The 22,238-nt window shown below is 67.4% G+C and carries 18 protein-coding genes; 16 read left to right on the top strand and 2 right to left on the bottom strand.

The window, feature by feature from the left end; translation table 11 throughout:
- Nucleotides 1–55 precede the first annotated feature (55 nt).
- The 9 genes from ACZ75I_RS16800 to ACZ75I_RS16760 all read left to right on the top strand — a co-directional run bounded on the left by ACZ75I_RS16800 (nucleotide 56) and on the right by ACZ75I_RS16760 (nucleotide 11,849).
- Nucleotides 56–1,102: a rod shape-determining protein gene (locus ACZ75I_RS16800; RefSeq protein WP_005419402.1), complete on the top strand. Its 1,047-nt coding sequence runs from the start codon at nucleotides 56–58 to the stop codon at nucleotides 1,100–1,102.
- A gap of 121 nt (nucleotides 1,103–1,223) precedes the next feature.
- The gene (gene mreC, locus ACZ75I_RS16795) at nucleotides 1,224–2,237 is read left to right on the top strand and encodes a rod shape-determining protein MreC (RefSeq protein WP_472958341.1); all 1,014 of its coding nucleotides are present in this window, start codon (nucleotides 1,224–1,226) and stop codon (nucleotides 2,235–2,237) included.
- Nucleotides 2,234–2,719, top strand: a complete 486-nt coding sequence (gene mreD, locus ACZ75I_RS16790) for a rod shape-determining protein MreD (RefSeq protein WP_005419400.1) — start codon at nucleotides 2,234–2,236, stop codon at nucleotides 2,717–2,719. Before mreC ends, mreD begins: the two co-directional genes overlap by 4 nt.
- Before the next feature lie 3 nt (nucleotides 2,720–2,722).
- The gene (gene mrdA, locus ACZ75I_RS16785) at nucleotides 2,723–4,795 is read left to right on the top strand and encodes a penicillin-binding protein 2 (protein WP_472958340.1); all 2,073 of its coding nucleotides are present in this window, start codon (nucleotides 2,723–2,725) and stop codon (nucleotides 4,793–4,795) included.
- Nucleotides 4,792–5,904, top strand: coding sequence for a rod shape-determining protein RodA (gene rodA / locus ACZ75I_RS16780; RefSeq protein ID WP_097048867.1), 1,113 nt, complete (start codon nucleotides 4,792–4,794; stop codon nucleotides 5,902–5,904). Before mrdA ends, rodA (ACZ75I_RS16780) begins: the two co-directional genes overlap by 4 nt.
- Nucleotides 5,905–6,034: 130 nt before the next feature.
- Entirely contained in the window at nucleotides 6,035–7,129 is a 1,095-nt protein-coding gene (rodA, locus tag ACZ75I_RS16775) for a rod shape-determining protein RodA (RefSeq protein ID WP_180867738.1), read from the top strand.
- Between the two features lie 985 nt (nucleotides 7,130–8,114).
- A complete protein-coding gene (mltB, locus tag ACZ75I_RS16770) occupies nucleotides 8,115–9,260 on the top strand; it encodes a lytic murein transglycosylase B (protein ID WP_346477102.1) in 1,146 nt (381 codons plus the stop codon).
- Entirely contained in the window at nucleotides 9,257–10,528 is a 1,272-nt protein-coding gene (locus ACZ75I_RS16765) for a septal ring lytic transglycosylase RlpA family protein (RefSeq protein WP_053498246.1), read from the top strand. The genes mltB and ACZ75I_RS16765 overlap by 4 nt, the downstream gene beginning before the upstream one ends.
- A 100-nt stretch (nucleotides 10,529–10,628) precedes the next feature.
- A complete protein-coding gene (locus ACZ75I_RS16760) occupies nucleotides 10,629–11,849 on the top strand; it encodes a D-alanyl-D-alanine carboxypeptidase family protein (protein ID WP_061479685.1) in 1,221 nt (406 codons plus the stop codon).
- A gap of 244 nt (nucleotides 11,850–12,093) precedes the next feature.
- Here ACZ75I_RS16760 and ACZ75I_RS16755 read toward each other — a convergent pair whose 3' ends face one another.
- Nucleotides 12,094–13,152 (bottom strand): lipid A deacylase LpxR family protein, encoded by a 1,059-nt coding sequence (locus ACZ75I_RS16755; RefSeq protein ID WP_080376906.1) that lies wholly within the window; start codon nucleotides 13,150–13,152, stop codon nucleotides 12,094–12,096.
- Nucleotides 13,153–13,503: 351 nt separating this feature from the next.
- Here ACZ75I_RS16755 and ACZ75I_RS16750 point away from each other — a divergent pair, with 351 nt between their 5' ends.
- The 7 genes from ACZ75I_RS16750 to gnd all read left to right on the top strand — a co-directional run bounded on the left by ACZ75I_RS16750 (nucleotide 13,504) and on the right by gnd (nucleotide 20,962).
- Entirely contained in the window at nucleotides 13,504–13,782 is a 279-nt protein-coding gene (locus ACZ75I_RS16750; RefSeq protein ID WP_005411067.1) for a YbeD family protein, read from the top strand.
- Complete coding sequence (gene lipB, locus ACZ75I_RS16745; protein WP_134968132.1) at nucleotides 13,770–14,480, top strand: lipoyl(octanoyl) transferase LipB; 711 nt, start codon at nucleotides 13,770–13,772, stop codon at nucleotides 14,478–14,480. The genes ACZ75I_RS16750 and lipB overlap by 13 nt, the downstream gene beginning before the upstream one ends.
- Before the next feature lie 18 nt (nucleotides 14,481–14,498).
- Nucleotides 14,499–15,509 (top strand): lipoyl synthase, encoded by a 1,011-nt coding sequence (lipA, locus tag ACZ75I_RS16740; RefSeq protein ID WP_061479683.1) that lies wholly within the window; start codon nucleotides 14,499–14,501, stop codon nucleotides 15,507–15,509.
- A gap of 278 nt (nucleotides 15,510–15,787) precedes the next feature.
- Nucleotides 15,788–17,965, top strand: coding sequence for a carboxy terminal-processing peptidase (locus ACZ75I_RS16735; protein WP_005419368.1), 2,178 nt, complete (start codon nucleotides 15,788–15,790; stop codon nucleotides 17,963–17,965).
- 234 nt (nucleotides 17,966–18,199) lie between these two features.
- A complete protein-coding gene (locus tag ACZ75I_RS16730) occupies nucleotides 18,200–18,790 on the top strand; it encodes a DUF2242 domain-containing protein (RefSeq protein ID WP_180867726.1) in 591 nt (196 codons plus the stop codon).
- A gap of 17 nt (nucleotides 18,791–18,807) precedes the next feature.
- A complete protein-coding gene (locus ACZ75I_RS16725) occupies nucleotides 18,808–20,046 on the top strand; it encodes a hypothetical protein (RefSeq protein WP_219626868.1) in 1,239 nt (412 codons plus the stop codon).
- 10 nt (nucleotides 20,047–20,056) lie between these two features.
- Nucleotides 20,057–20,962, top strand: a complete 906-nt coding sequence (gnd, locus tag ACZ75I_RS16720) for a phosphogluconate dehydrogenase (NAD(+)-dependent, decarboxylating) (RefSeq protein WP_180867721.1) — start codon at nucleotides 20,057–20,059, stop codon at nucleotides 20,960–20,962.
- Nucleotides 20,963–21,146: 184 nt separating this feature from the next.
- On the opposite strand, the gene ACZ75I_RS16715 is transcribed toward gnd, so the two are convergent.
- Nucleotides 21,147–22,190: an oxidoreductase gene (locus ACZ75I_RS16715; RefSeq protein ID WP_061479680.1), complete on the bottom strand. Its 1,044-nt coding sequence runs from the start codon at nucleotides 22,188–22,190 to the stop codon at nucleotides 21,147–21,149.
- Between the last annotated feature and the right edge of the window lie 48 nt (nucleotides 22,191–22,238).

Raw genomic sequence — 22,238 nt, 5'->3', positions numbered from 1 at the left:
CCATTTTTTCGCCATCCCGCGGCGGGCACGACACCCCTCAGGACTCCTTCCTCAGATGTTCAAGAAACTCCGTGGCATGTTCTCCAACGACCTGTCCATCGACCTGGGCACGGCCAACACCCTCATCTACGTGCGCGGGCAGGGGATCGTGCTGAACGAGCCGTCGGTCGTGGCCGTGCGCCAGGACCGTGCCATCGGTGGCACCCGCTCGGTGGCAGCCGTCGGCGCCGAAGCCAAGCAGATGCTGGGCCGTACCCCGGGCCACATCACCACCATCCGCCCGATGAAGGACGGCGTCATCGCCGACTTCACCTATACCGAGGCGATGCTCAAGCACTTCATCAAGAAGGTGCACAAGTCGCGCGTGCTGCGCCCGAGCCCGCGCGTGCTCGTCTGCGTGCCGGCCGGCTCGACCCAGGTCGAGCGCCGCGCGATCAAGGAATCGGCCGAGGAAGCCGGTGCCCGTGACGTGTTCCTGATCGAAGAACCGATGGCCGCCGCGATCGGCGCCGGCATGCCGGTCACCGAAGCCCGTGGCTCGATGGTCATCGACATCGGCGGCGGCACCACCGAAGTGGCGGTCATCTCGCTCAACGGCATCGTTTATTCGGCCTCGGTCCGCATCGGCGGCGACCGCTTCGACGAGTCCATCACCAACTACGTGCGCCGCAACCACGGCATGCTGATCGGTGAAGCCACCGCCGAGCGCATCAAGGTCGAGCTGGGCTGCGCCTACCCGCAGGCGGAAGTGATCGAGATGGAGATCTCCGGCCGCAACCTCGCCGAGGGCGTGCCGAAGATGATCAAGATCAGCTCCAACGAGGTGCTCGAGGCCCTGCACGAACCGCTGTCGGGCATCGTCAGCGCGGTCAAGCTGGCGCTGGAGCAGACCCCGCCGGAACTGTGCGCCGACGTCGCCGAGCGCGGCATCGTGCTGACCGGTGGCGGCGCCCTGCTGCGCGACCTGGACCGCCTGATCTCCGAGGAGACCGGCCTGCACGTGCAGGTGGCCGACGATCCGCTGACCTGCGTGGCCCGCGGCGGCGGTCGTGCGCTGGAGCTGGTGGACATGCACGGCAACGAGTTCTTTGCGCCGGAATAAGCCGTCCCGGCCGTTCCTGCCCGCCGCGCCCTTCCGGGGTGCGGCCCGCCGTGATGGCGGGCCGGCACCGGCGGGGCGCCCGCGTGTTTCCCTTCCGCCTTCTGCCAGTTGAATCGTTGCCGTGCCGCCCTACGCCGGTCCTCCCGTCGCCTCCCGATCCGGTGATGCCGCCAGTCCCCTGCGGTTGCTGGCCTATCTCGCGTTGGCCATCACCCTGATCGTGCTCGATGACCAGGCCGGCTGGCTGGCACGCCTGCGCGAGCAGGCCAACAGCCTGGTACAGCCGGTATGGGCACTGGCTGGCCTGCCCGGCAAGCTCGGCAACCAGGTCAAGGATTCCGCCGCCAGCCATACCCAGCTGGTCGCCGAAAACCGTGAGCTGCGCAACCAGCTGCTGCTGGCCAACGCGCGCCTGACTCGCCTGCAGACTGCCGCGCTGGACAACGCCCAGCTGCGCGAACTGCTGAACGTGGCCGAGCGCAGTGGCCTGGACGTGCAGCTGGCGCCGATCCTGGACATCGACCTGGACCCGGTGAAGCAGCGCCTGGTGCTCGACGCAGGCAGTCGCGAGGGCGTGCACGTCGGCCAGGCGGTAATCGACGCCGGCGGCCTGATGGGGCAGGTGATCAGCGTGACCGGCGGCACCTCCACCGTGCTGCTGCTGACCGATCCCGACCACGCGGTGCCGGTCACCGTGGCCCGCAACGGCGTGCGCCTGATCGTCTACGGCCGCGGCGACACGCTGGAACTGCGCGACATCCCGCTCAGCGCCGGCGTGGAAGTGGGCGATGAGATCGTCACCTCCGGTCTTGGCGGGCGTTTCCCGGCCGGCTTCCCGGTCGGCACCATCACCGGCCTGCGCCCGGACGACACCCATGCGTTCCTGGTCGGCGAACTGAAGCCGGCCGCACAGCTCGACCGCGGCCGCGACGTGCTGCTGCTGCGCCCGGGCGCGGCGATCCGCATTCCGCCGGAGCTGCGCCTGCAGCTGGAAGAAACCGCCCCGGGTGGCCCGGCCACCGGCGCCACCGTGCCCGTGGGAACCGCGCCAGCGGCAACGACGCCAGCTCCGGTCAGCGCCCCGGTAGTGCCGGCCGCTGGCCGGCAACCGATCACGCCGGAGGGCCAGCGATGAGCCGCCTGCGCGACAACCCGTGGGTGCTGCCGGCCAGCCTGGTGGTGGCGCTGCTGCTGGGCCTGCTGCCGCTGCCGGCGCTGCTGCAGCCGCTGCGCCCATACTGGCTGGCGCTGGTGCTGGCGTACTGGGTGATCGAAGCTCCCGAACGCGTCGGCCTGGGCATCGCCTTCGCCAGCGGCGTGGTGGCCGACCTGCTGTACGGCGGCGTGCTGGGCGAACAGGCACTGCGGCTGGTGATGCTGGCCTTCATCCTGCAGCGCTTCCGTGCCCGCATCCGCTTCTTCCCGATGTCGCAGCAGATGCTGGCCATCGGCGGCCTGCTGTTCAACGATCGCATCGTCAGCGCGCTGGTCCACATCGTGGTGGATGAGCCAACGCTGCCCTGGTCGTACTGGTGGGCGCCGCTGCTGGGCATGGGCCTGTGGCCGCTGGTGTTCGTGCTGCTGGACGCGGTGCGCTTCGGCAAGCGCGGGCGCTGAGCCATGATCCCGCGCCGCCAGGTCAAGAACCCGCACGCCGAAGCCGAACAGTTCCGCCGTCGTGCGGCGCTGGGTTTCCTGGGCGTGCTGGTCTGCCTGCTGGGCCTGGGCGGCTGGTACTTCAAGCTGCAGGTGCTGGACCACGACGTCTACGCCACGCGCTCGGAGGCCAACCGCATCAAGCCGCGGCCGGTGGTGCCGGGGCGCGGCATGATCTACGACCGCAACGGTCGCCTGCTGGCCGAAAACGTGCCGGCCTTCCGCCTGGACGTGACTCCGGACAAGGTCAAGGACATGGATGCCACCCTGGAAGGGCTGGCGAAGATCATCAACATCAGCCCGGAAGAGCTGGAAGCATTCAACAGGTCGCGCAAGGCGCGCCGCAAGTTCCTGCCGGTCACGCTGAAGCTGCGCATGAGCGACGAGGAGATGGCGCGCTTCGCCGTCGACCGCTGGCGTTTCCCCGGCGTCGAGCTCGAACCCTACCTGACCCGGCGCTATCCCTATGGCGATCTGTTCGCGCACATCATCGGCTACGTCGGTCGCGTCGATGACAAGGATCTGGAGATCCTCGGCGAAGGCAATGCCGCGCTGACCCACATCGGCAAGTCCGGCCTGGAGCGCTATTACGAGCAGCAGCTGCGCGGCAAGGTCGGCTACGAGCAGGTCGAGACCAACGTGCAGGGCCGCGCGATCCGCACCATCGGCCGCGTCGCCGCGCAGTCCGGCGCCGACCTGCGGCTGTCGATCGACGCCGACCTGCAGCGCGCGATGGTGGCCGCGTTCGGCGACCAGGAGGGTTCAGCGGTGGCGATGGATCCGCGCACTGGCGAAGTGCTGGCGATGGTCAGCCTGCCGTCCTACGACCCCAACCTGTTCGTCAACGGCATTTCCCATGCCGACTTCAAGGCCTTGAACGAAAACCCGTCTCGGCCACAGTTCAATCGCCTGGTGCTCGGTGGCGTCGCTCCCGGCTCCACGCTGAAGCCGCTGATCGGCCTGGCGGGACTGGACTCCGGCGTGCGCCGCCCGGAAGACAAGGTGCTGTCCACCGGCATGTTCTACCTGCCGGGCACCTCGCGCGGCTGGGGTGACGCCCACCGTGGCGGCCACGGCTGGACGGATCTGCGCAAGTCCATCGCCGAATCGGTCAACACCTATTACTACAAGCTGGCGCTGGACCTGGGCATCGAGCGCTTCGACCATTACATGGAGTACTACGGCTTCGGCCAGCCGACCGGCATCGACCTCACCGGCGAGATCGGCGGCATCCTGCCGTCGCCGGCCTACAAACGGAAGACCCGCAAGGAAGCCTGGTATCCCGGCGATACGGTCAACATCAGCATCGGCCAGGGTGACTGGAAGGTCACCCCGCTGCAGCTGGCGCGCGGCGTCAGCGGCCTGGCCGACGGTCAGCTGCGCACCCCGCACCTGGTGATCCAGCAGCGCGACGGCTTCGACAGCGACTGGACGGCAATGCCGGCCGGCGAAAGCAAGCCGGTCAGCCCCAATCCCAACAACGTGCAGGCCGTGCGCGAGGGCATGATGGCAACCATGCGGCCCGGCGGCAGCGGCTGGCGCGTCGCGGTCGGTGCGCCGTACGTGATGGCCGGCAAGACCGGTACCGCACAGGTCATCAGCCGCAAGGGTACCGCCGCCGTGAACCCGAAGAGCCTGCCGATGCACCTGCGCCACCGCGCGCTGTTCGTTGGCTTCGCGCCGGTCGAAAACCCGGTCATCGCAATTGCGGTGGCAGTGGAAGGTGGTGGCTATGGTGGTTCGGCCGCGGCGCCGATCGCGCGCAAGGTGTTCGACGCTTACCTGTTGGGCAAGATGCCCGAAGGCATGCAGCCGCTGGACAGCGAGCGCGGCACCACCGCCATCGGCGCCACCGCGTTCGACAACGAAGACGCGGGCGCACGTCAGGCCGGTGACCTCGCCGCTGCACAGGTGGGAGAGCATCCGGTGCTGATCGGTGCACCCGCACCGGAGCCGGCGCCTGCGCCGCAGCCGAGGGCGCCGACCGCCGCGCTGCCCGCCACGCCCCGCCCGACCCCTGCGGAGCCCGCACGATGAGAGTGTTCCTGCGCTGGGCCGGCGACATGCTGCGCCGCTTTTTCAGCACGCTGGACTGGGTGCTGTGCCTGGCCCTGGGCGCGCTGATGGTGATTGGCCTGGCGACCCTGAAGAGCGCTGGTGGCGACAGCCTGGTGATGGCGCAGGGCGCGCGTTTCGCGGTGGGCATGGCCGCACTGTGGGGCATCTCGCGGGTGCCGATCCTGCGCATCCGCTCGGCCACGCCGATGATCTACGCGATCTCGATGATCCCGCTGCTGGCGGTGTTCGTGCTGGGCACCGGTAAATATGGCCGGCAGTGGCTGGACCTGAAGTTCTTCTACCTGCAGCCGGCCGAACTGCTGAAGGTGAGCCTGCCGATGATGGTGGCGTGGTACCTGCACAAGATGCCGCTGCCGCCGCGCTTCAATACCGTGCTCGTGGCCTTGGTCATCATCGGCGTACCCACCGGCCTGGTGATGTTGCAGCCGGACTTCGGTACCGGCGTGCTGATCGCCGCCAGCGGCGTGTTCGTGCTGCTGCTGGCGGGCCTGCCGTGGTGGTGGGTTGGGCTGGGCGTGGGCGGCGTGGCAGCGGTTGCGCCGGTGGCCTGGTTCTGGTTGCTGCGGCCGTACCAGAAGGACCGCATCATGATGTTCCTGGACCCGGAGATGGACGCGCTGGGCGCCGGCTGGAACATCATCCAGTCGAAGATCGCGATCGGTTCCGGCGGCTTCGATGGCAAGGGCTGGGGCGAAGGCTCGCAGTCGCACCTGAACTTCATTCCCGAGCAGACCACCGACTTCGCGTTCTCGGTGCTGAGCGAGGAGTTCGGCTGGATCGGCGTGGCCACCGTGCTGGCGCTGTACCTTGTGGTGATCGGGCGTTGCCTGTGGATCGCCAGCCAGTCGCGCGATTCCTATTCGCGCCTGCTGGCTGGTGCCACCGGTCTGGCGTTCTTCGTCTACGTGCTGGTCAACGGCGGGATGATTTCCGGCCTGCTGCCGGTGGTGGGCGTGCCGATGCCGCTGATCAGCTACGGTGGTACTTCGGCGGTGTCGCTGCTGGCCGGTTTCGGCCTGGTAATGGCGGTGCGCAGCCACAACCCGGTGCACGGGGGTTACGGGTAACACCGGCTGCGCGCTTCTGTAGAGTCGAGCCATGCTCGACTGCCGGAAATGCACTCGAGCATGGCTCGACTCTACAAACGCAGGACCACAATGACAGCTTCACGCAAGCACCCGTTGCTACCGTGCCCGCGTGAAATGGAAACGACTGCTTGGCGGCTGCCGTGAGGCGCTGCGCACGATCGATCTGCCGTTGCTGGGCGCGTTGTTGATCCTGATGGGCGCCGGCCTGGCGGTGCTGCACAGCGTGTCCGGCCCGGTGGCCGGGCAGGCGGCACGCTTTGCCGGTGGTCTGTTGGCGATGTGGCTGCTGTCGCGTGTTTCGCTGCTGCGATTGCGTGCGTGGACCCCTGCGATCTACGCGCTGTCGATGCTGCCGCTGATGGCGGTGTACGTCATCGGCACCGGCAAGTACGGGCAGCGCTGGCTGAACCTCGGCGTGTTCTACCTGCAGCCGTCCGAGCTGCTCAAGCTCAGCCTGCCGCTGATGATGGCGTGGTACCTGCATCGGCAACCACTGCCGCCCTCGCCGCGCACGGTATTGACTGCCGCGCTGCTGATCGGCGTGCCGGCGGTACTGATCCTCATGCAGCCCAATCTCGGCACCGCCACGTTGGTCACTGCCAGTGGCGTGTTCGCGTTGTTGCTGGCTGGCCTGCACTGGGGCTGGTTGGCGACCGGAGCCGCAGGGCTGGCAATGGCTGCACCCCTGGCGTGGTTCGGCTTGCTGCGGCAATACCAGAAGGATCGTGTGCTGACCTTCCTCGACCCGGCGGCCGACCCGCTTGGTACCGGCTGGAACATCCTGCAATCGCGCATCGCGATCGGTTCCGGGGGCTGGCAAGGACGTGGCTGGGGGCAGGGCACACAGGCCACGCTGGATTTCCTGCCCGAGTACACCACCGACTTTGCCTTCTCGGTGCTGGCCGAAGAGTTTGGCTGGATCGGCGTGGCGACGCTGTTCGCGCTGTACCTGTTCGTGGTGGGGCGTTGCCTGTGGATTGCCGTGCACGCGCGCGACACGCACGCGCGATTGCTGGCCGGTAGCCTGGGGCTGGCGTTCTTCGTCTACGTGCTGGTGAACGGCGGAATGATTTCCGGCCTGCTGCCGGTGGTGGGCATTCCGATGCCGCTGATCAGTTATGGCGGGACATCCGCTGTCTCGTTGCTGGCCGGCGTCGGGTTGGTGATGGCGGTACGCGGGCACCGGCCCGTGCACGGGGGATAGGGTTTCCAGCCAACGGCGCCGCCCCTCGTGGGTGGTCGTGTAACGCGGCTCATGTGTGGGGCGGGCGCGGTGGGTTCGCGGGACACGCCGTAAACCCCCCTCCGGGGTCCGGCCCAGCCGCTGGCGGCTGTGCGTTCGGGCGCTTGCGAAGCAGTGCTTCGCAAGCAAAGCGCCCTCACCCCTGGGGGCTCGATGGCGCCATCCATGGCGCCAACAGTCCCGCGAACCCACCGCGCCCGCCCCCTGACAGTTTTTGGGCGCGTCTACCCACGGAGAAGAAAAAGAAGGTCAACAGCGGATCGCAGCGCTGCGCTTGCTCGCGTAGAGCCGAGCCCATGCTCGGCTTCCCGGACAGGCCGGAAGGCAGCCGAGCGCGGGCTCGGCTTTACAGAAAGCGGCCAGCCAGGCTGCTTTTGATTTTGTTCTTCTCTTCTTCTCCGTGGGTGGACGCGCCCGGAACCCGGCCCCACCCGCGAACAGCTTTTCGCGACCACCCACGAGGGGCGGCGCCGTTGGCCGAAGACTTCCTGGCGCTGCGCATTGCCCGTTGTGGAAGCGTTCTCACAACAATGCGACGCAACACGCTCCCCGACGAAAGTCCGCAAAAAACGTTAGCTGGTTCACATTTTTACACCGCGTTGATCTTGATCAATGGACTTGTCGTAATCGGCCTGCACAATGGCGGCCCGTTCGGCACGGCGCGCCGTCAATCGATGCAGCGCGAGGGGGCGTCGGGCGGGAGCAGTACTGATCCAACGGGTACAGGGAGCGCGGGGAACTGCCACTGGGGAGCGGCAGCCGCGCAGGTACCGACCGGATCCGGTCGCCGGTTGCGTCTGCGGGGATGGGGACGCAACCGGCCACCTCTATCTGAATGGGGAAGCTCGATCACGACGTCTTCACATTTCCCGCTGAACGCGGGCAAATCGTTGTGATTCATGGTGTTAGGGGTTTTAATTCATCCATGACCTGCTAACCTGCGACGATGATTCGACGCACTCTGGCCTGCATGCTCACCCTCGGCCTGGTCGCCTGCGCGACCCAGCCGAAGTCCCCACCGTCTCCGCCCCAGGCCAGCAGTACGCCGCGCCAGCCCGCCACCAAGGCCCACGGCCCGGCCGAGGCCGCGCCCGAAGCGGCCGCTGCTACAGCGCCGCCGGTCGATCTCACCCCGGTGCCGTTCGAGGTCGCACGGGCCCGCTTTGTTGCCGATACGGCCAAGCGCTATGGCCTGAAGCCAGAGCAGATCAGCAGCGTGCTCGACCAGGCGCAGGTGCGCCAGCCGATCATCGCCGCCATGTCGCGCCCGGCCGAACGTGTCAAACCGTGGAACGAATACCGGCCAATGTTCATCAGCAAGGCACGCATCGATGGCGGCCGCGCGTTCCTGGCCCAGCATCGTGCCGAACTGGATCGCGTGCAGCAGCGCACCGGCGTGCCGGCCGAAGTGATCGTGGCGATCATCGGCGTGGAGACCAGTTACGGGAAAAATGCCGGCAACCACCGCGTGCTCGATGCGCTGTACACGCTGGCGTTCTACTACCCGCGCAGTGGCGACCCGGCCAAGCTGGAACGCGAAGTGCGCCGCGAGCTGTTCTTCCGCGATGAGCTGGCCAAGCTGTTCGAGCTGGGCCGTGAGGAAAAGCTGGACATCACCACGCTCAAGGGTAGCTATGCCGGTGCGATGGGCATGGGCCAGTTCATGCCGTCCAGCTATCTCGATTACGCCGTGGACGGTAATGGCAATGGCCGTCGCGACCTGTTCACCAGCTACGACGATGTGTTCTCGTCCATCGCCAATTATTTCGTGAAGAAGGGCGGCTGGGTCCGTGGTGGCCAGGTGGCCGTACCGGCCACGCTGGCGCCGGGGCGCGAGGAGTTCAACCCGACCGAATGGATGCCGACCTGGTCGCTGGCCGACCTGGCACAGCGCGGCTACCAGCCCAGCGCTGCGGTGCAGCCGGGCGCCACCGCAACGCCGATCACGCTTGAGGGCAGCACCGGCAAGCAGTACTGGCTGGGTTTCCAGAATTACTACGCGATCACCCGCTACAACCTCTCGAAGATGTACGCGATGGCCGTGTTCCAGTTGTCGCAGGCCATCGCCGGACAGGAGCTGCCCCCGGCATGAACATCAGATGGCTGGTCCCGAGCTTGATCGTCCTCGCGCTGGCTGCCTGCAGCAGTGCGCCGAAGAAGCCGGCCACGGCCGGCCACGGTGGCAAGCCCAGCGGCACGGTGGTGCAGGGTCGCGGCTCGCGCCCGGCGCATTGCCCGGAGGGCTCGCCCTATGCCGCGGCCAAGGAAGACCCGAACACGCGCGGCAACTACACCGCCGGGGGGCTGTACAAGCCCGGCGTGCGTGACAGCACCCCGGACTACATTCCCAACGTCGCCTGCATTCCCGAGCCGGAAGTGACCGCCGAAGAGCGTTCGGCCATCGGCAACAAGTCGCCGTACGTGGTGCTGGGCAAGTCGTACAAGGTGCTCGACGACACCCGCAACTATGTCGAGCGCGGTACGGCGTCGTACTACGGCGCCAAGTTCCACGGCCGCCTGACCTCCAACCGCGAGGTCTACGACATGTACCAGTTCACCGCCGCGCACAAGACGCTGCCGCTGCCCAGCTTCGCCCGCGTCACCAACCTGGACAACGGCGAGTCGGTGATCGTGCGCGTCAACGACCGTGGCCCGTTCCATGATGGTCGCGTGGTCGACCTCAGTTATGCCGCCGCGGTACGCCTGGGCATCACCCAGCGCGGTACCGGCAACGTGGAAGTGCGTGCGCTGCAACCGGGCGAGAGCAACCTGCTGGCCCAAAAGCCGTCGCGCCGCGAGCGCCGTGCCGCCGAAACGGCTGTCGCGGCGGCCAGTACGCGCCCGGTAACGGCTGCGCGTGCCACCGCCGACAGCGACATTGATCGCCTGGTCAAGCGCCTGCCGGCCGACGCCATGCCTGCGCGTGGCCAGCCGGCCACCACCCAGGGCGTGGCCAGCGCCGTGCCGGACGTGGCGGTCAGCAGCCTGCCGCCGAGCGCACCGCCGGCGCGCAGCGCCCCTGTGGCACCGGTTGCCGTCGCCAGCGCGGCGCCGCGCGCGGTCACGCCGGCGCCGGCGCGTACGACGCCGGCCACACCGACGGCCCCCAGCCTGTCGCAGCAGGTGGTAGGCGCGGTGATGGTGCAGGTCGCCAGCTTCTCCAGCCGCGACAATGCCAACCGCGCAATGGGCCAGCTCAACGCCGCCGGCATCGTTGGCGCGACCATCAGCGACATCGCCGCCGGTGGCCGCACCCTGTTCCGCCTGCGCGTTCCCGCCAGCGACCATGCCAGTGCCGCGGAACTTGTCGGCCGCATTGCCGGTCTGGGCCTGGGTTCGCCGCAGATCGTCAAGGATTGACCCGCCCGGGCCGGTGCTGCCGGCCCATGCTGCCCCGGCCTTACAATGGCCACTACGTTCCACCCTCCATTCCTGGCCGTCCCCTGGAGCCTGCTGTCCAATGAATTTCCGTTCCGCCGCCACCGCCCTGGCCGCCACCCTGGTGGTGGGCCTGGCTTCCGCCCAGACCCCGCTGCCGACCCCGGCCACGCCGGCGCCCGCCGCCGCCGCTGCCGCCCCGGCCACCGTTGCCACCCCGCCGGCGCCGGTGCCGAGCGTATCCAAGGCCTGGGTGCTGATGGACTACGCCACCGGCCAGGTGCTGGCTGGCGAAAACATCCACGAGCAGCTCGCGCCGGCCAGCATCACCAAGGTGATGACGTCCTACGTGGTTGCCGCCGAGGTCAAGAACGGCAAGGTCCGTGCGGATGACCAGGTGATGATGAGCGAGCGCGCCTGGCGCGAAGGCGGCGCCGGCACCGATGGCAGCTACAGCGGCTTCCCGGTCAACCAGACCGCACGCCTGGAAGACATGGAAAAGGGCATGGCGATCCAGTCCGGCAATGACGCCGCGATCGCCCTGGCCGAGCACGTGGCCGGCAGCGAAGAAGCCTTTGCGTCGCTGATGAACAGCTACGCCGCCAAGATCGGCATGAAGAACTCCCACTTCGTCAACGCCCACGGCCTGACTGCCGAAGGCCACCACAGCACTGCCTACGACCTGGCGCTGCTGGGCCGCGCGATGGTGCGTGATTACCCGGAAACCTACGCGTACAACAAGATCAAGGAATTCCAGGTCGGCAACATCAAGCAGCCGAACCGCAATCTGCTGTTGTGGCGCGACGGCAGCGTGGACGGCATCAAGACCGGCCACACCTCCGAAGCCGGTTACTGCCTGATGAGTTCGGCGCAGCGCGGCGACCAGCGCCTGATCGCCGTGGTATTGGGCGGTGCGTCGGAAAAGCAGCGCGCCGATGACAGCCTGGCCCTGCTGAACTGGGGCTTCCGCTTCTTCGAGACCCACCGCCTGTACGAGCCGGGCAAGGCCGTGGCCGAGCACAAGGTCTGGAAGGGCACCACCGACAAGGTGCAGCTGGGCGTGGCCCAGCCGATGCTGGTGAGCGTGCCGCGCGGCCGCTACAACGACCTGAAGCCGAGCATTGATGTGCCCAAGACCCTGGAAGCACCGTTCACCGCCGGCCAGCAGATCGGCACCGTGAAGGTCACCCTGGATGGCAAGGTCGTCGCCGAAGCGCCGCTGGTGGCCGTGGCCGCCGTCGAGCAGGCCGGCTTCTTCAAGCGCCTGTGGGACAGCTTCTGGATGTGGTGGGAATCGGAATGATCCACGCCCCGGCGTGGTGAACGAAAAGGCCGGCGAATGCCGGCCTTTTCTGTTTCGGGATGCCGGTTGCGTGCGGATGCGGGGAGTGCCGGCCGCTGGCCGGCTCCGCTTGAACCCATCCGGATGTGCCAACAGCCGGCCAGCGGCCGGCACTACCCTCACCCGCTCGCTTGCAGCGAGCGATGCAATAACCGGTGTGCCGACCAACGGTCGGCACCTGCCCGCTTCACCATCAGCCCCTCGCCTACAGCGACCGGCTGATGGTGAAGCTGCCGAACACCGGCGCCTCGCGCTGGCCGTTGAACTCGCGCGTGCTGTGGTAGCGCGCGGCGGCGAACTTCCAGCGGCCGTACATCACCGCCACGCCGTACCCGCCGTAGGCCACCACATGGCGCTTGTCCACGCTGTGACTGTTGCGGAAGGTGTTGCCATCCAGGGTGATATCGCGGATCACCCAGGCAGCGTCCGAGGTCGCGAACAGGTGCCAGGACCACCCACTGGGGCGGCCGCGGCGGGTCGGCGCGGTGTTTTCGCCGGCCGGGCGCAGCGGCGTGCTGCCGAAGTCGTCTGGCAGCTTCCAGCCAAAGCGCACTTCACCGCCGAAATTGGCCTTGGTTTCCAGGTTGCCGATCGACCCGCCGTAGTGGCTGATCGCGTCCCAACCCCAACCGTCGGCATTGACGCTGGCATCGCCCGGCCAGCGGCGCATGCGCTCATGGGTCAGCATGAACAGTGGTTCGTTGTGCAGCTGGTTGTCCCAACCCTTGAATTTTTCGTCGCCCAGCACGTCGTGCACGGCATTCTGCACCTGCTTGCCCTGTGCCCACGGACCGACCACGCCCAGTGTCAGCTGGGTGGTCTGCAGGCGGTCGCCGCTGCGCGCATTGAAACCGAAGTTCGCGATCAGCACGCCGGCGTAAGGGCGGTCGTCCTCGATCAGGTCCCTGCGAGTGAAATCGGTCGGGGTGAAGATCCCCTGGCCGATGCTGAAGATCATGTTCTGCTGTTCGAACTTGCCCGGATGCAGCCCTTCCAGGTACCGGTTTACCCAGCGCGCCATGCGCGGCAGGCAGGGGTCGTCGGTGTAATCGACCAGATTGGGGGAGACCAGGGTCAACAGCGCACCGTTGGTATAGCCCTGATCCTGGTGGCGGCCGCCGAACAGGTCGTTGTCGACGCGGAAATTGACCTGCGGCGGGTGGTCGCGCATGGCGTCCGGGCCACATTGTTCGGCCGCCTGGGCGGCAAGGGGGAGGGCAGAGGCCAGCAGGCCGGCGAGCCCGAGAGCTGCGACACTACGCATGGATGGAATGCTCATGGGGAAGGGGGCGGTTTTCAGTCGTTTTCTGCAACGCTACGGTACTCGTGCCCGCGCGTCGGAACGAGCACGTCCAGATCACTTGTCTGTTCCGAAAACAACATTGTCCGGCGGGCACAATTTGTTACCCGCGTACGCGCCGCAGGCCGGGCGTGAAGGCGGTCGCGGGCCGCCCGTACGATGTTCGCGCTGGTGATGGTCAGGAGATTGCAGTCAGCTGCCGTTGGGCCTCAGGCCCGTCCCTTTGGGCCGCCTGCAACGCAGCAGACCGCCGGTGCGGTCCTGGCGTTGATGAATACTCTTGGGTTTGTTGCCCTGCGGCCCGATAATGGGGCCATGGAAATCAAGTCCGACAACCCCGACCACGGCTTCCAGTTCCCCGGCCAGTTCGAGCTCAGCGCCATGGGCCCGGCCAACCGCGGCCTGGAGCATGAGCTTCCCCGCCTGTTGCTGGCCGCCGGCATCGATGTGGTGAACGAACGCATCAGCTGGAAGCACTCCTCCAACGGCAAGTACGTGTCCGTCCGCATCGTGTTCAAGGCCGAGAGCCGCGAACAGTACGACCTGGCGCACCAGGCGCTGCGTGACCACCCGGAAGTGAAGTGGACGCTGTAGCCGACTCCTGCCCGGCCGAAGCCGCCCCGGAGGACCGTGCGCCGCGTCCGGCGCTGGTCCGTGACCTCGGCCGCCAGCCGTATGAACCGGTGTGGCGCGCCATGCAGCGCTTCACCGACCAGCGCAGCGACGCCGATGCCGACGAGCTGTGGGTGGTCGAGCACGATCCGGTGTTCACCCTGGGCCAGGCCGGCAAGGACGAGCATGTGCTGGCGCCGGGCGACATCCCCGTGCTGCACGTGGACCGCGGCGGCCAGGTGACCTATCACGGTCCCGGCCAGATCGTGATCTATCCGTTGCTGCGCCTGCCACGGCTGGGTATCGGTGTGCGCGACTACGTGTGCCGCATCGAGCAGGCGATCATCGATACGCTGGCCGAGTGGAACATCGGCGCCGAACGCCGCGAGGGCGCCCCGGGCGTCTACGTCGGTGGTGCCAAGATTGCCGCACTCGGCATCCGTGTGCGCCGCGGCTGCACCTTCCATGGGCTGGCCTTCAACGTGGCCATGGACCTGGAACCCTTCCACCGCATCAATCCCTGTGGCTATCAGGGGTTGCAGGTGACCTCGGTGCTGGACTTGGGCGGCCCCTCGGGGATGGACGCCGTCAAGCCGGTGCTGCTGGACCACCTGGCCCGCCAGTTTGGCCTGCTGCTGCAGCACACGCCCGAACTGCCCGATCTTTCTGCGGCCGCCTGACCGCTCCCCGGAACTGCCATGACTGAAACCACCGCCCGTTCCATTCCCCTGCAGATCGTGCAGGGCGATTCTCCGTCCACCGCGCCGTTGCAGGCCGGGGTCAAGCAGCTGGGCGGTGACAAGATCAACCGTTCGCCGGTGCAGTTCGCCGATGCGCCGGTACTGCGCAAGCCGTCCTGGATCCGCGTGCGCATTCCTTCGGGCAATGCCGTGCAGAACCTGAAGGCCAAGCTGCGCGAGAACCGCCTGGTGACGGTATGCGAGGAAGCCAGCTGCCCGAATATCCACGAGTGCTTCGGTCATGGCACCGCCACCTTCATGATCCTCGGTGAGGTCTGCACCCGGCGCTGCTCGTTCTGCGACGTGGCCCATGGCCGCCCGAAGCCGCCGGATGCCAACGAGCCGGCCAGCCTCGGCCAGACCGTGGCAGACATGGGCCTGAAGTACGTGGTGGTGACCAGCGTCGACCGCGATGACCTGCGCGACGGGGGTGCCCAGCATTTCGTTGACTGCATCACCGCCATCCGCGAGAAGTCGCCGGGTACCCGCATCGAGGTGCTGACCCCGGACTTCCGCGGCAAAGGCCGCATGGAACGTGCGCTGGAGATCCTGGCGCAGAACCCGCCGGATGTGTTCAACCACAACATCGAGACCGTGCCGGACCTGTATCGCAACGTGCGCCCGGGTGCGGACTACCAGTGGTCGCTGAACCTGCTGAAGAACTTCAAGGCGCAGCATCCGGACGTGCCGACCAAGAGCGGCATCATGCTGGGCCTGGGCGAGGACTTCGAACAGATCAAGGCCACGATGCGTGACCTGCGCGCGCACGACGTGGACATGATCACCATCGGACAGTACCTGCAGCCGACCGCGCACCACCACCCCGTGCTGAAGTACTGGACGCCCGAGGACTACAAGGCGCTGGAAGTCTACGGCTACGAACTGGGCTTCAGCCACGTGGCCTCCGGCCCGATGGTGCGCTCGTCGTACCACGCCGACGTGCAGGCCAAGGGCGCCGGCGTTTCCTGACATCCTGCCGGTGGGTGGGAGCTGCTTCTCCTGTGGGTGCGGACCGTTGGTCCGCACACCTCTGCCTGCCGTAGAGCCGAGCCCATGCTCGGCTGCTTGCTGCCGGCCAGCCGAGCATGGGCTCGGCTCTACATGCATTCACAATTTGCTACACCGGCCCGGCTAGGCTGGTTTTCCACCGAGCGCGGCCGGGTGACAAACCCGGCAACTTTCGGCACTGTCGGGGTGTCTGAACACCCTGCAGTCTCTCCCTTGGCAAGGCGCCTTCGAGCACGTCAATGAAATTCAAAGCCCCCGCATTCCTGATGGCCCTGGCGCTGGTCGCGCCGCTGGCGCTGGCGGCCAAGGCCGACTCGCCTGCATTGCCCGCTGCGGCAACTGCCGATCAGGTGACCACCTCCAAGCTGGTGTATGGCCTGTTGTCCGACAGTCGTTACGCCTACCGCCCGCGTGCGCTGGACGAGGCCACCTCCAAGGACGTGTTCAAGCGCTATCTGGAGACGCTGGACGGCGCCAAGCAGTATTTCACCCAGGCCGACGTGGCGCGCTTTGCGCCCTTCGAAGCCAACATCTCCTCGGCCATCCGTGGCGGCGAGCTTGAGCCGGCGTTCCAGGTGTTCGCGGTCTACAAGCAGCGTGTCGGCGAACGTGTGGCCTTTGCGCGCAAGCTGCTCAAGCAGGAGCCGGACTTCACCACCGACGAGCGCTTCGAGTACGACCGCAAGAAGGTGCCGTGGGCGGCCAGCAGCGCCGAGCTGGATGAGCTGTGGCGCAAGTCGGTGAAGAACGACTGGCTGCGCCTGAAGCTGGCAGGCAAGAAGCCGGACGACATCCGCAAGACGCTGGACAAGCGCTACGCGACGCTGGAGAAGTCGGTCAACGAGCTGAAGGGCGAAGACGTCTTCCAGTTCTTCATGAATTCGTACACCAGCGCGGTTGATCCGCACACCGATTACTTCACCCCGCGCACGGCCGAGAACTTCAACCAGGCGATGTCGCTGTCGCTGGAAGGCATCGGTGCGCAGCTGCAGCGCCAGGACGACGTGGTGGTGATCCGCGAGATCATCGCCGGCGGCCCGGCTGCGGTGGACGGCACGCTGAAGCCGGGTGACCGCATCGTCGGCGTTGGCCAGGGCAAGTCTGGCCAGGTCGAGGACGTGATCGGCTGGCGCATCGACGATGTGGTGGCCAAGATCCGCGGCGCCAAGGACACCCAGGTCAAGCTGGAGTTCATTCCAGCTGCCGAAGGTGCCGATGGCAAGCACCACACCCTGGTGCTGACCCGGCAGAAGGTGCGCCTGGCCGAACAGGCCGCCAAGGGCGAGACCATGACCATTCCGGCCGCCAACGGCGAGCCGGCACGGAAGATCGGCGTGATCAAGCTGCCGACCTTCTACCAGGATTTCGAAGGCCGCCGCCGCAACGCGGCCGACTATGCCTCGGCCACCCGTGACGTGGCCAAGCTGCTGGCTGGTTTCAAGAACGACAAGCTGGACGGCGTGGTGCTGGACCTGCGCAACAACGGCGGCGGTTCGCTGGATGAAGCCATCGAACTGACCGGCCTGTTCATCGAGCAGGGCCCGGTGGTGCAGGTGCGCGAGTCCGGTGGCCGCGTCACCGTCAACAGCGATCGCAACCAGGGCGTGGCGTGGGATGGCCCGCTGGCGGTGCTGATCAACCGCGGTTCGGCCTCGGCCTCGGAGATCTTCGCCGGCGCGATCCAGGATTACGGTCGTGGCCTGGTGATCGGTGAAACCAGCTTCGGCAAGGGCACCGTGCAGAACATCGTCGACCTCGACCGCTGGCCGAGTGGCGAGACCCAGCGCTTCGGCCAGGTCAAGCTGACCATCGCCCAGTTCTTCCGCATCAGCGGCAGCAGCACCCAGCACAAGGGCGTGGTGCCGGACCTGGCCTTCCCGGCCAGCGTCGATGCCACCGAGTTCGGCGAGAGCACCTACGATAACGCCCTGCCGTGGACCCGCATCGCCGCCGTGCCGCACACCCAGTATGGCAACTTCGCGCCGCTGCTGCCGAAGCTGGAGGCCCGCCACGACGCGCGAATCGCCACCGACAAGGAATTCCAGTGGTGGAACGAGGACGTGCAGCAGTTCCGGACCGAGGCGGCGAAGAAGTACATCTCGCTGAACGAGGCCACCCGTCGCGCCGAACGCGAGCGCCAGGACGCCCAGCGCAAGGAACGCCAGCTGCAGCGCAAGGAGCTGGGCCTGGCCCTGGACCCGCTGGCCGATGACAGCAGTGATGATGGCCTGACCGGCAACGAGCGCGACATCGTGAAGGATGCCGCCCGCGAGAAGGCCGCCGAAAAGCGTCCGGACCCGCTGCTGCGCGAGTCGGCCTCGATCCTGGCCGACGCGGTGAACCTGCTGGCCAACGACCGTCCGCTGTCGGCCCAGGTGCTGCCGCAGTCCACCGGCGCGGGGCGCTGGGCGGACTGAGCCGGAGGCGGCGCGCGACATCCGCAGGGGCCGGCATTGCCGGCCCCTTTCTGTTTGGGAAGCCCATTCCCGGTCGCGCCGGGCCATGCCCGGGCCAGTGAAGTGCCGCAAACGACTTGATCCCCTCCGTCCCCTTTTACGTGCATGAACCGGGAGCAACGTGGGGGGCCATATCGACCTGCCGCACACGGGGGCGGGACTACCCTTGGTGCTTCCGTTCTCGCAGGAGTACCCATGCGGGCCTCCCGTCTTTCCAGCGCTGCCGTGGCGTGCGCCAGCGCCTTGATCCTTTCGGCCTGTGGTGGCCACGCCGCCGACAGCACCGTGCTGCGCGAGTCTTTCGATTCCGGCGATACCTTCTCGCGCACCGTTGAGGGACGCCCCGGCGAAGCCTGCGAGGCCGCGCGCCGCACGCTGCTCAGCCAAGGTTATGCCATCGCCCGTTCCGATGATGCGCAGGTGGAGGGCAACAAGAACTTCCAGCCGCGCGAGGATGACCATGAGCAGCTGGTGCTGCGCATCTCCTGCGCCCCGCGCGGCAGCCAGACGCTGGTGTTCGTCAGTGCCGTGCAGGACCGCTACGCGCTGAAGAAGAGCCCGACCTCGGCCAGTGTCGGCGTGGGTGCGCTGGGCTCGGTGTCGCTCCCGTTCGGCAGCAACGACGACTCGCTGGTGAAGGTGGCCAGCAGCACGGTCACGGATGCCGAGTTCTATCGTCGCTTCTTCCAGCGCCTGCAGCAGTATCTGCCGGCCGCGGCTGGCACGCCATCGCCATCGCCGGCAGCGGCGCCGGAACCCGCACCGGCGGTCACGGACCAGGGCTGAGTGTGCGCGGCAGGTGGCTGATTGCAGCCCTGCTGCTGGTGCCCGCGTGGGTCGTGGCAGCGCCATCCCCGGACTGTACGCAGGGCCTGCTGCAGCGGTTGGGGTGGCGCTTCGAAGAAGCGTCCCTCACCCCGCCGCAGGTGCGCGGTGGTCCCGTATGTACGCGTGCCTCGCTGGCTGATTCACAAGCGGCCGGCGACCTGCAGGTGCGGTGGCCGGCGGCGCTGCCCGCTGCCGCTCGGCAGGCACTGCTGCAGCAGCTGCTGGATGACCCCGCCACCGTCTGCGCCTATGCCTTTGAGCTGGGGGCGGCCACGCGGCGCGCGACTTCGGCATTGCAGGGCAATCCCACGTTCCGCTTCTCCGGCCCGCAGCTGGGATGGATCGGCTTCGGATTGCAGGGCGCACCGGCACAGGGTTGGCAGCGTACGCGCAGTTTCGGTCGTGGCTTCGTGCCCCGCGCGGGCAACAGCCATGCGCTGCAGGCGTTCTACAGCGGTGCCGTGCGTGCCGAATGCGGTGTCGGCCGCCAGGTCGCACAGCTGGCCACCCAGCGCGAGCTGTATGGCGATGCTGCGTTCGACACCGGGTTCGCAGCGGAGGAACTGTCGATCGGCACCTTCCTCGCGCTGCACGACACCGACAGCATCCTGCTCGGCGCGCATGCGGGCGACCTCTTCGCCGATGGCAAGGCGGTGCGCACCTCGGCGATGGGGCGGCAGGCGTTCGTGGGCGTGCCCGGTTTCATCGAACATGTGTACGACAAAGGCACGCTGGACGATCTGAGCAACCAGGCCGAGAACTTCGTGGTGGTCGAGGTGGGCGAGGGCGCTGCGCAGGCGCTGGCGCTGCACGCCGGCCTGGCCTGGTACGACCAGCGCAATGCCGAGCTCTGGAAACTGGCGCAGGACATCCCGCGCATCGGCCAGCGCTATTTCGAGCGCCTGCTGTTCGAGCGCGATCCACAGCTGCGCGCACGCCTGGCGCCGCGCTACCACGCGGCTCTGGTGCGCATGGATCAGCTGCTGGACGATCCGTTCTACCAGCAGTTCGTGATCTACGTGCATCCGCGCGGTATACGTCCTATCGGCTACCACATCGTCCGCCTGCTCGATCGCAACCCGAGAACGCCGTTTTCGATCGACCTGGCGGTGCACAATCTGCATACCACGCTCTACCGGCGTTGGCGCGAGGCGCAGCTGCGCCACTGCGCGGCTACCGGCAGGCCAGGCAGCCTGACCCTAGACCCCAACTGAAGGTGAAACAATGGATATTGCAATGATCGGCCTCGGCCGCATGGGCGCCAACATGGCCCAGCGCCTGCATCGCGGCGGCCACCGCGTGGTCGGCTACGACCCGGGCGAAAGTGCGCGCCAGCGCGCTGCAGAGGCCGGCCTGGAAGTGGTTGATTCGCTGGCCGCCGCCGTGGCCGCGCTGCCGGTGCCGCGCGTGGTGTGGCTGATGGTGCCGGCGGGTGAAACCGTCGACCAGACGCTGGGACAGCTGACCCCGCACCTGGCCGAGGGTGACATCGTCATCGACGGCGGCAACTCCAACTACCAGGACTCGATCCGTCGCGCCATGGCGCTGGCCGAGGACGATCTGGGCTACGTCGACTGCGGCACCAGCGGCGGTGTGTGGGGCCTGCAGGAAGGCTACAGCCTGATGGTCGGTGGCGAAGCGCCGGTGGTGGAGCAGATCGCACCGCTGCTGCGCACGCTGGCTCCGGCGGAGGATCGCGGCTGGGCGCGTGTTGGTCCATCCGGCGCCGGCCATTTCACCAAGATGGTCCACAACGGCATCGAGTACGGGATGATGCAGGCCTATGCCGAAGGCTTCGCGCTGATGGAGCGCAAGCAGGAAATGGAACTGGACCTGGCCCAGGTCGCCGAGGTGTGGCGCCACGGCAGCGTGGTGCGTTCGTGGCTGCTGGACCTGAGTACTGAAGCACTCAAGCGCAATCCGTCGCTGGAAGGCATCGCGCCATACGTGGAGGATTCCGGGGAAGGCCGCTGGACCGTGGCCGAAGCCATCGCGCTGGACGTGCCGGCACCGGTGATCACGTTGTCGCTGCTGGAACGCCTGCGTTCGCGCGAATCGAATTCGTTCACCGACCGCCTGCTGTCGGCGATGCGCAATGAATTCGGCGGCCACGCCATCAAGAAGTCGTAAGCACTGCGGTGGGGTCAGAGCCCTTCGGCGTTGCCGAAGGGATCCGACCCCGGGCAGATCAGGGTCGGATCCCTTTCCGCAGGAAAGGGTTCTGACCCCATGCAGCCAGTCGAGCATGGCTCGACTCTACAAAAGCCGTCTCCGATCGTTGCCACGTCATCCACGCATGGCGTGGATCTACTGGTCAGTCCAACGCGATCCGCCGCCCTTCGCGCGCGCTGTCCATGCCGGCCTGCAGCAGCCGCATCAACTGCAATGCCTGCATCGGGCTGACCGTCGCTTCGCCGTCGCCGTGCATCGCCGCTGCGAACTGCGCATACAACCGACGATAGTCGCCGGGCAGGTTGTCGACGGTGCTGCGCAGAACATTGTCTTCTGCATCACAGCGCACCAGTTCGCCATGCCGGGGATCGATGCCCCAACCGGGCGCACCCGGCGCTACGCCGCGGCGCAGCTGGGCCTCCTGCACATCCAGGCCGTACTTGATCCAGCTGGCCTTGCTGCCATGCACGCTGAAGTGTGGGGCAGGGGCAGCCACCAGTGAACCGGCATGCACGATGGCGCGATGCCGCGGGTAGTGCAGTACGGCGTGGAAGTAATCGATGCCGGTGCCACCTTGGCGCTGCACGGCCAGATCCGCATCGATGGCGTCGGGCCAGCCGAACAGCACCAGCATCTGGTCCAGCAGGTGCGGGCCGAGGTCGTACCACAGGCCACTGCCTGGCCCGTCCTGTTCGCGCCAACGGTCGCGCACCTGCGGCCGGTAGCGGTCGAAATGCGCATGGCATTCGGCCACCTCGCCCAGCGTGCCTTCGGACAGCAGCGCCTGCAGCGTGAGGAAGTCGGCATCGAAGCGCCGGTTCTGGAACACGGTGGCGATGCGGCCGGCGTCGCGTGCTGCGGCCAGTACCGTTTCCGCTTCGGCCACATCCAGCGCAAAGGGTTTGTCGACCAGCACGTGCTTGCCGGCGGCCAGCGCGGCCATCGCCAGTGGCGCGTGCTGTTCGTTCGGCGTGGCGATCACCACCGCATCCACCGCTGGATCGTCGAACACGTCCTGTGGCGTTGCACGCACGTGTACGTTGCTGAACGTGCGCAGCAACGTGTCGCGCTGCGAGCTGACGATGCTGTGCAGGACCAGGCCGGGCGTGTGCTGGATCAGCGGCGCATGGAAGACGCGGCCGGCGAGGCCGTAGCCGATCAGGGCCAGGTGCAGGTCGGGGCGCATGGCAGAGCTCCGGCAGGGGGGAAGGGCAGGGTAAACGACGGATGCGGA

The sequence above is a fragment of the Stenotrophomonas sp. X genome (assembly GCF_055721025.1).
Note: the sequence above shows the minus strand (reverse complement) of the source record. Positions and strands in the feature narration are given on the sequence as shown.

What these genes read in the sequence shown, in the direction of transcription:
- ACZ75I_RS16800 (WP_005419402.1), top strand. Translation starts at nt 56, where the DNA reads ATGTTCAAGAAACTCCGTGGCATGTTCTCCAACGACCTGTCCATCGAC.
- mreD (WP_005419400.1), top strand. Translation starts at nt 2,234, where the DNA reads ATGAGCCGCCTGCGCGACAACCCGTGGGTGCTGCCGGCCAGCCTGGTG.
- mrdA (WP_472958340.1), top strand. Translation starts at nt 2,723, where the DNA reads ATGATCCCGCGCCGCCAGGTCAAGAACCCGCACGCCGAAGCCGAACAG.
- rodA (WP_097048867.1), top strand. Translation starts at nt 4,792, where the DNA reads ATGAGAGTGTTCCTGCGCTGGGCCGGCGACATGCTGCGCCGCTTTTTC.
- mltB (WP_346477102.1), top strand. Translation starts at nt 8,115, where the DNA reads ATGATTCGACGCACTCTGGCCTGCATGCTCACCCTCGGCCTGGTCGCC.
- ACZ75I_RS16765 (WP_053498246.1), top strand. Translation starts at nt 9,257, where the DNA reads ATGAACATCAGATGGCTGGTCCCGAGCTTGATCGTCCTCGCGCTGGCT.
- ACZ75I_RS16760 (WP_061479685.1), top strand. Translation starts at nt 10,629, where the DNA reads ATGAATTTCCGTTCCGCCGCCACCGCCCTGGCCGCCACCCTGGTGGTG.
- ACZ75I_RS16755 (WP_080376906.1), bottom strand. Translation starts at nt 13,152, where the DNA reads ATGCGTAGTGTCGCAGCTCTCGGGCTCGCCGGCCTGCTGGCCTCTGCC.
- ACZ75I_RS16750 (WP_005411067.1), top strand. Translation starts at nt 13,504, where the DNA reads ATGGAAATCAAGTCCGACAACCCCGACCACGGCTTCCAGTTCCCCGGC.
- lipA (WP_061479683.1), top strand. Translation starts at nt 14,499, where the DNA reads ATGACTGAAACCACCGCCCGTTCCATTCCCCTGCAGATCGTGCAGGGC.
- ACZ75I_RS16735 (WP_005419368.1), top strand. Translation starts at nt 15,788, where the DNA reads ATGAAATTCAAAGCCCCCGCATTCCTGATGGCCCTGGCGCTGGTCGCG.
- ACZ75I_RS16730 (WP_180867726.1), top strand. Translation starts at nt 18,200, where the DNA reads ATGCGGGCCTCCCGTCTTTCCAGCGCTGCCGTGGCGTGCGCCAGCGCC.
- gnd (WP_180867721.1), top strand. Translation starts at nt 20,057, where the DNA reads ATGGATATTGCAATGATCGGCCTCGGCCGCATGGGCGCCAACATGGCC.
- ACZ75I_RS16715 (WP_061479680.1), bottom strand. Translation starts at nt 22,190, where the DNA reads ATGCGCCCCGACCTGCACCTGGCCCTGATCGGCTACGGCCTCGCCGGC.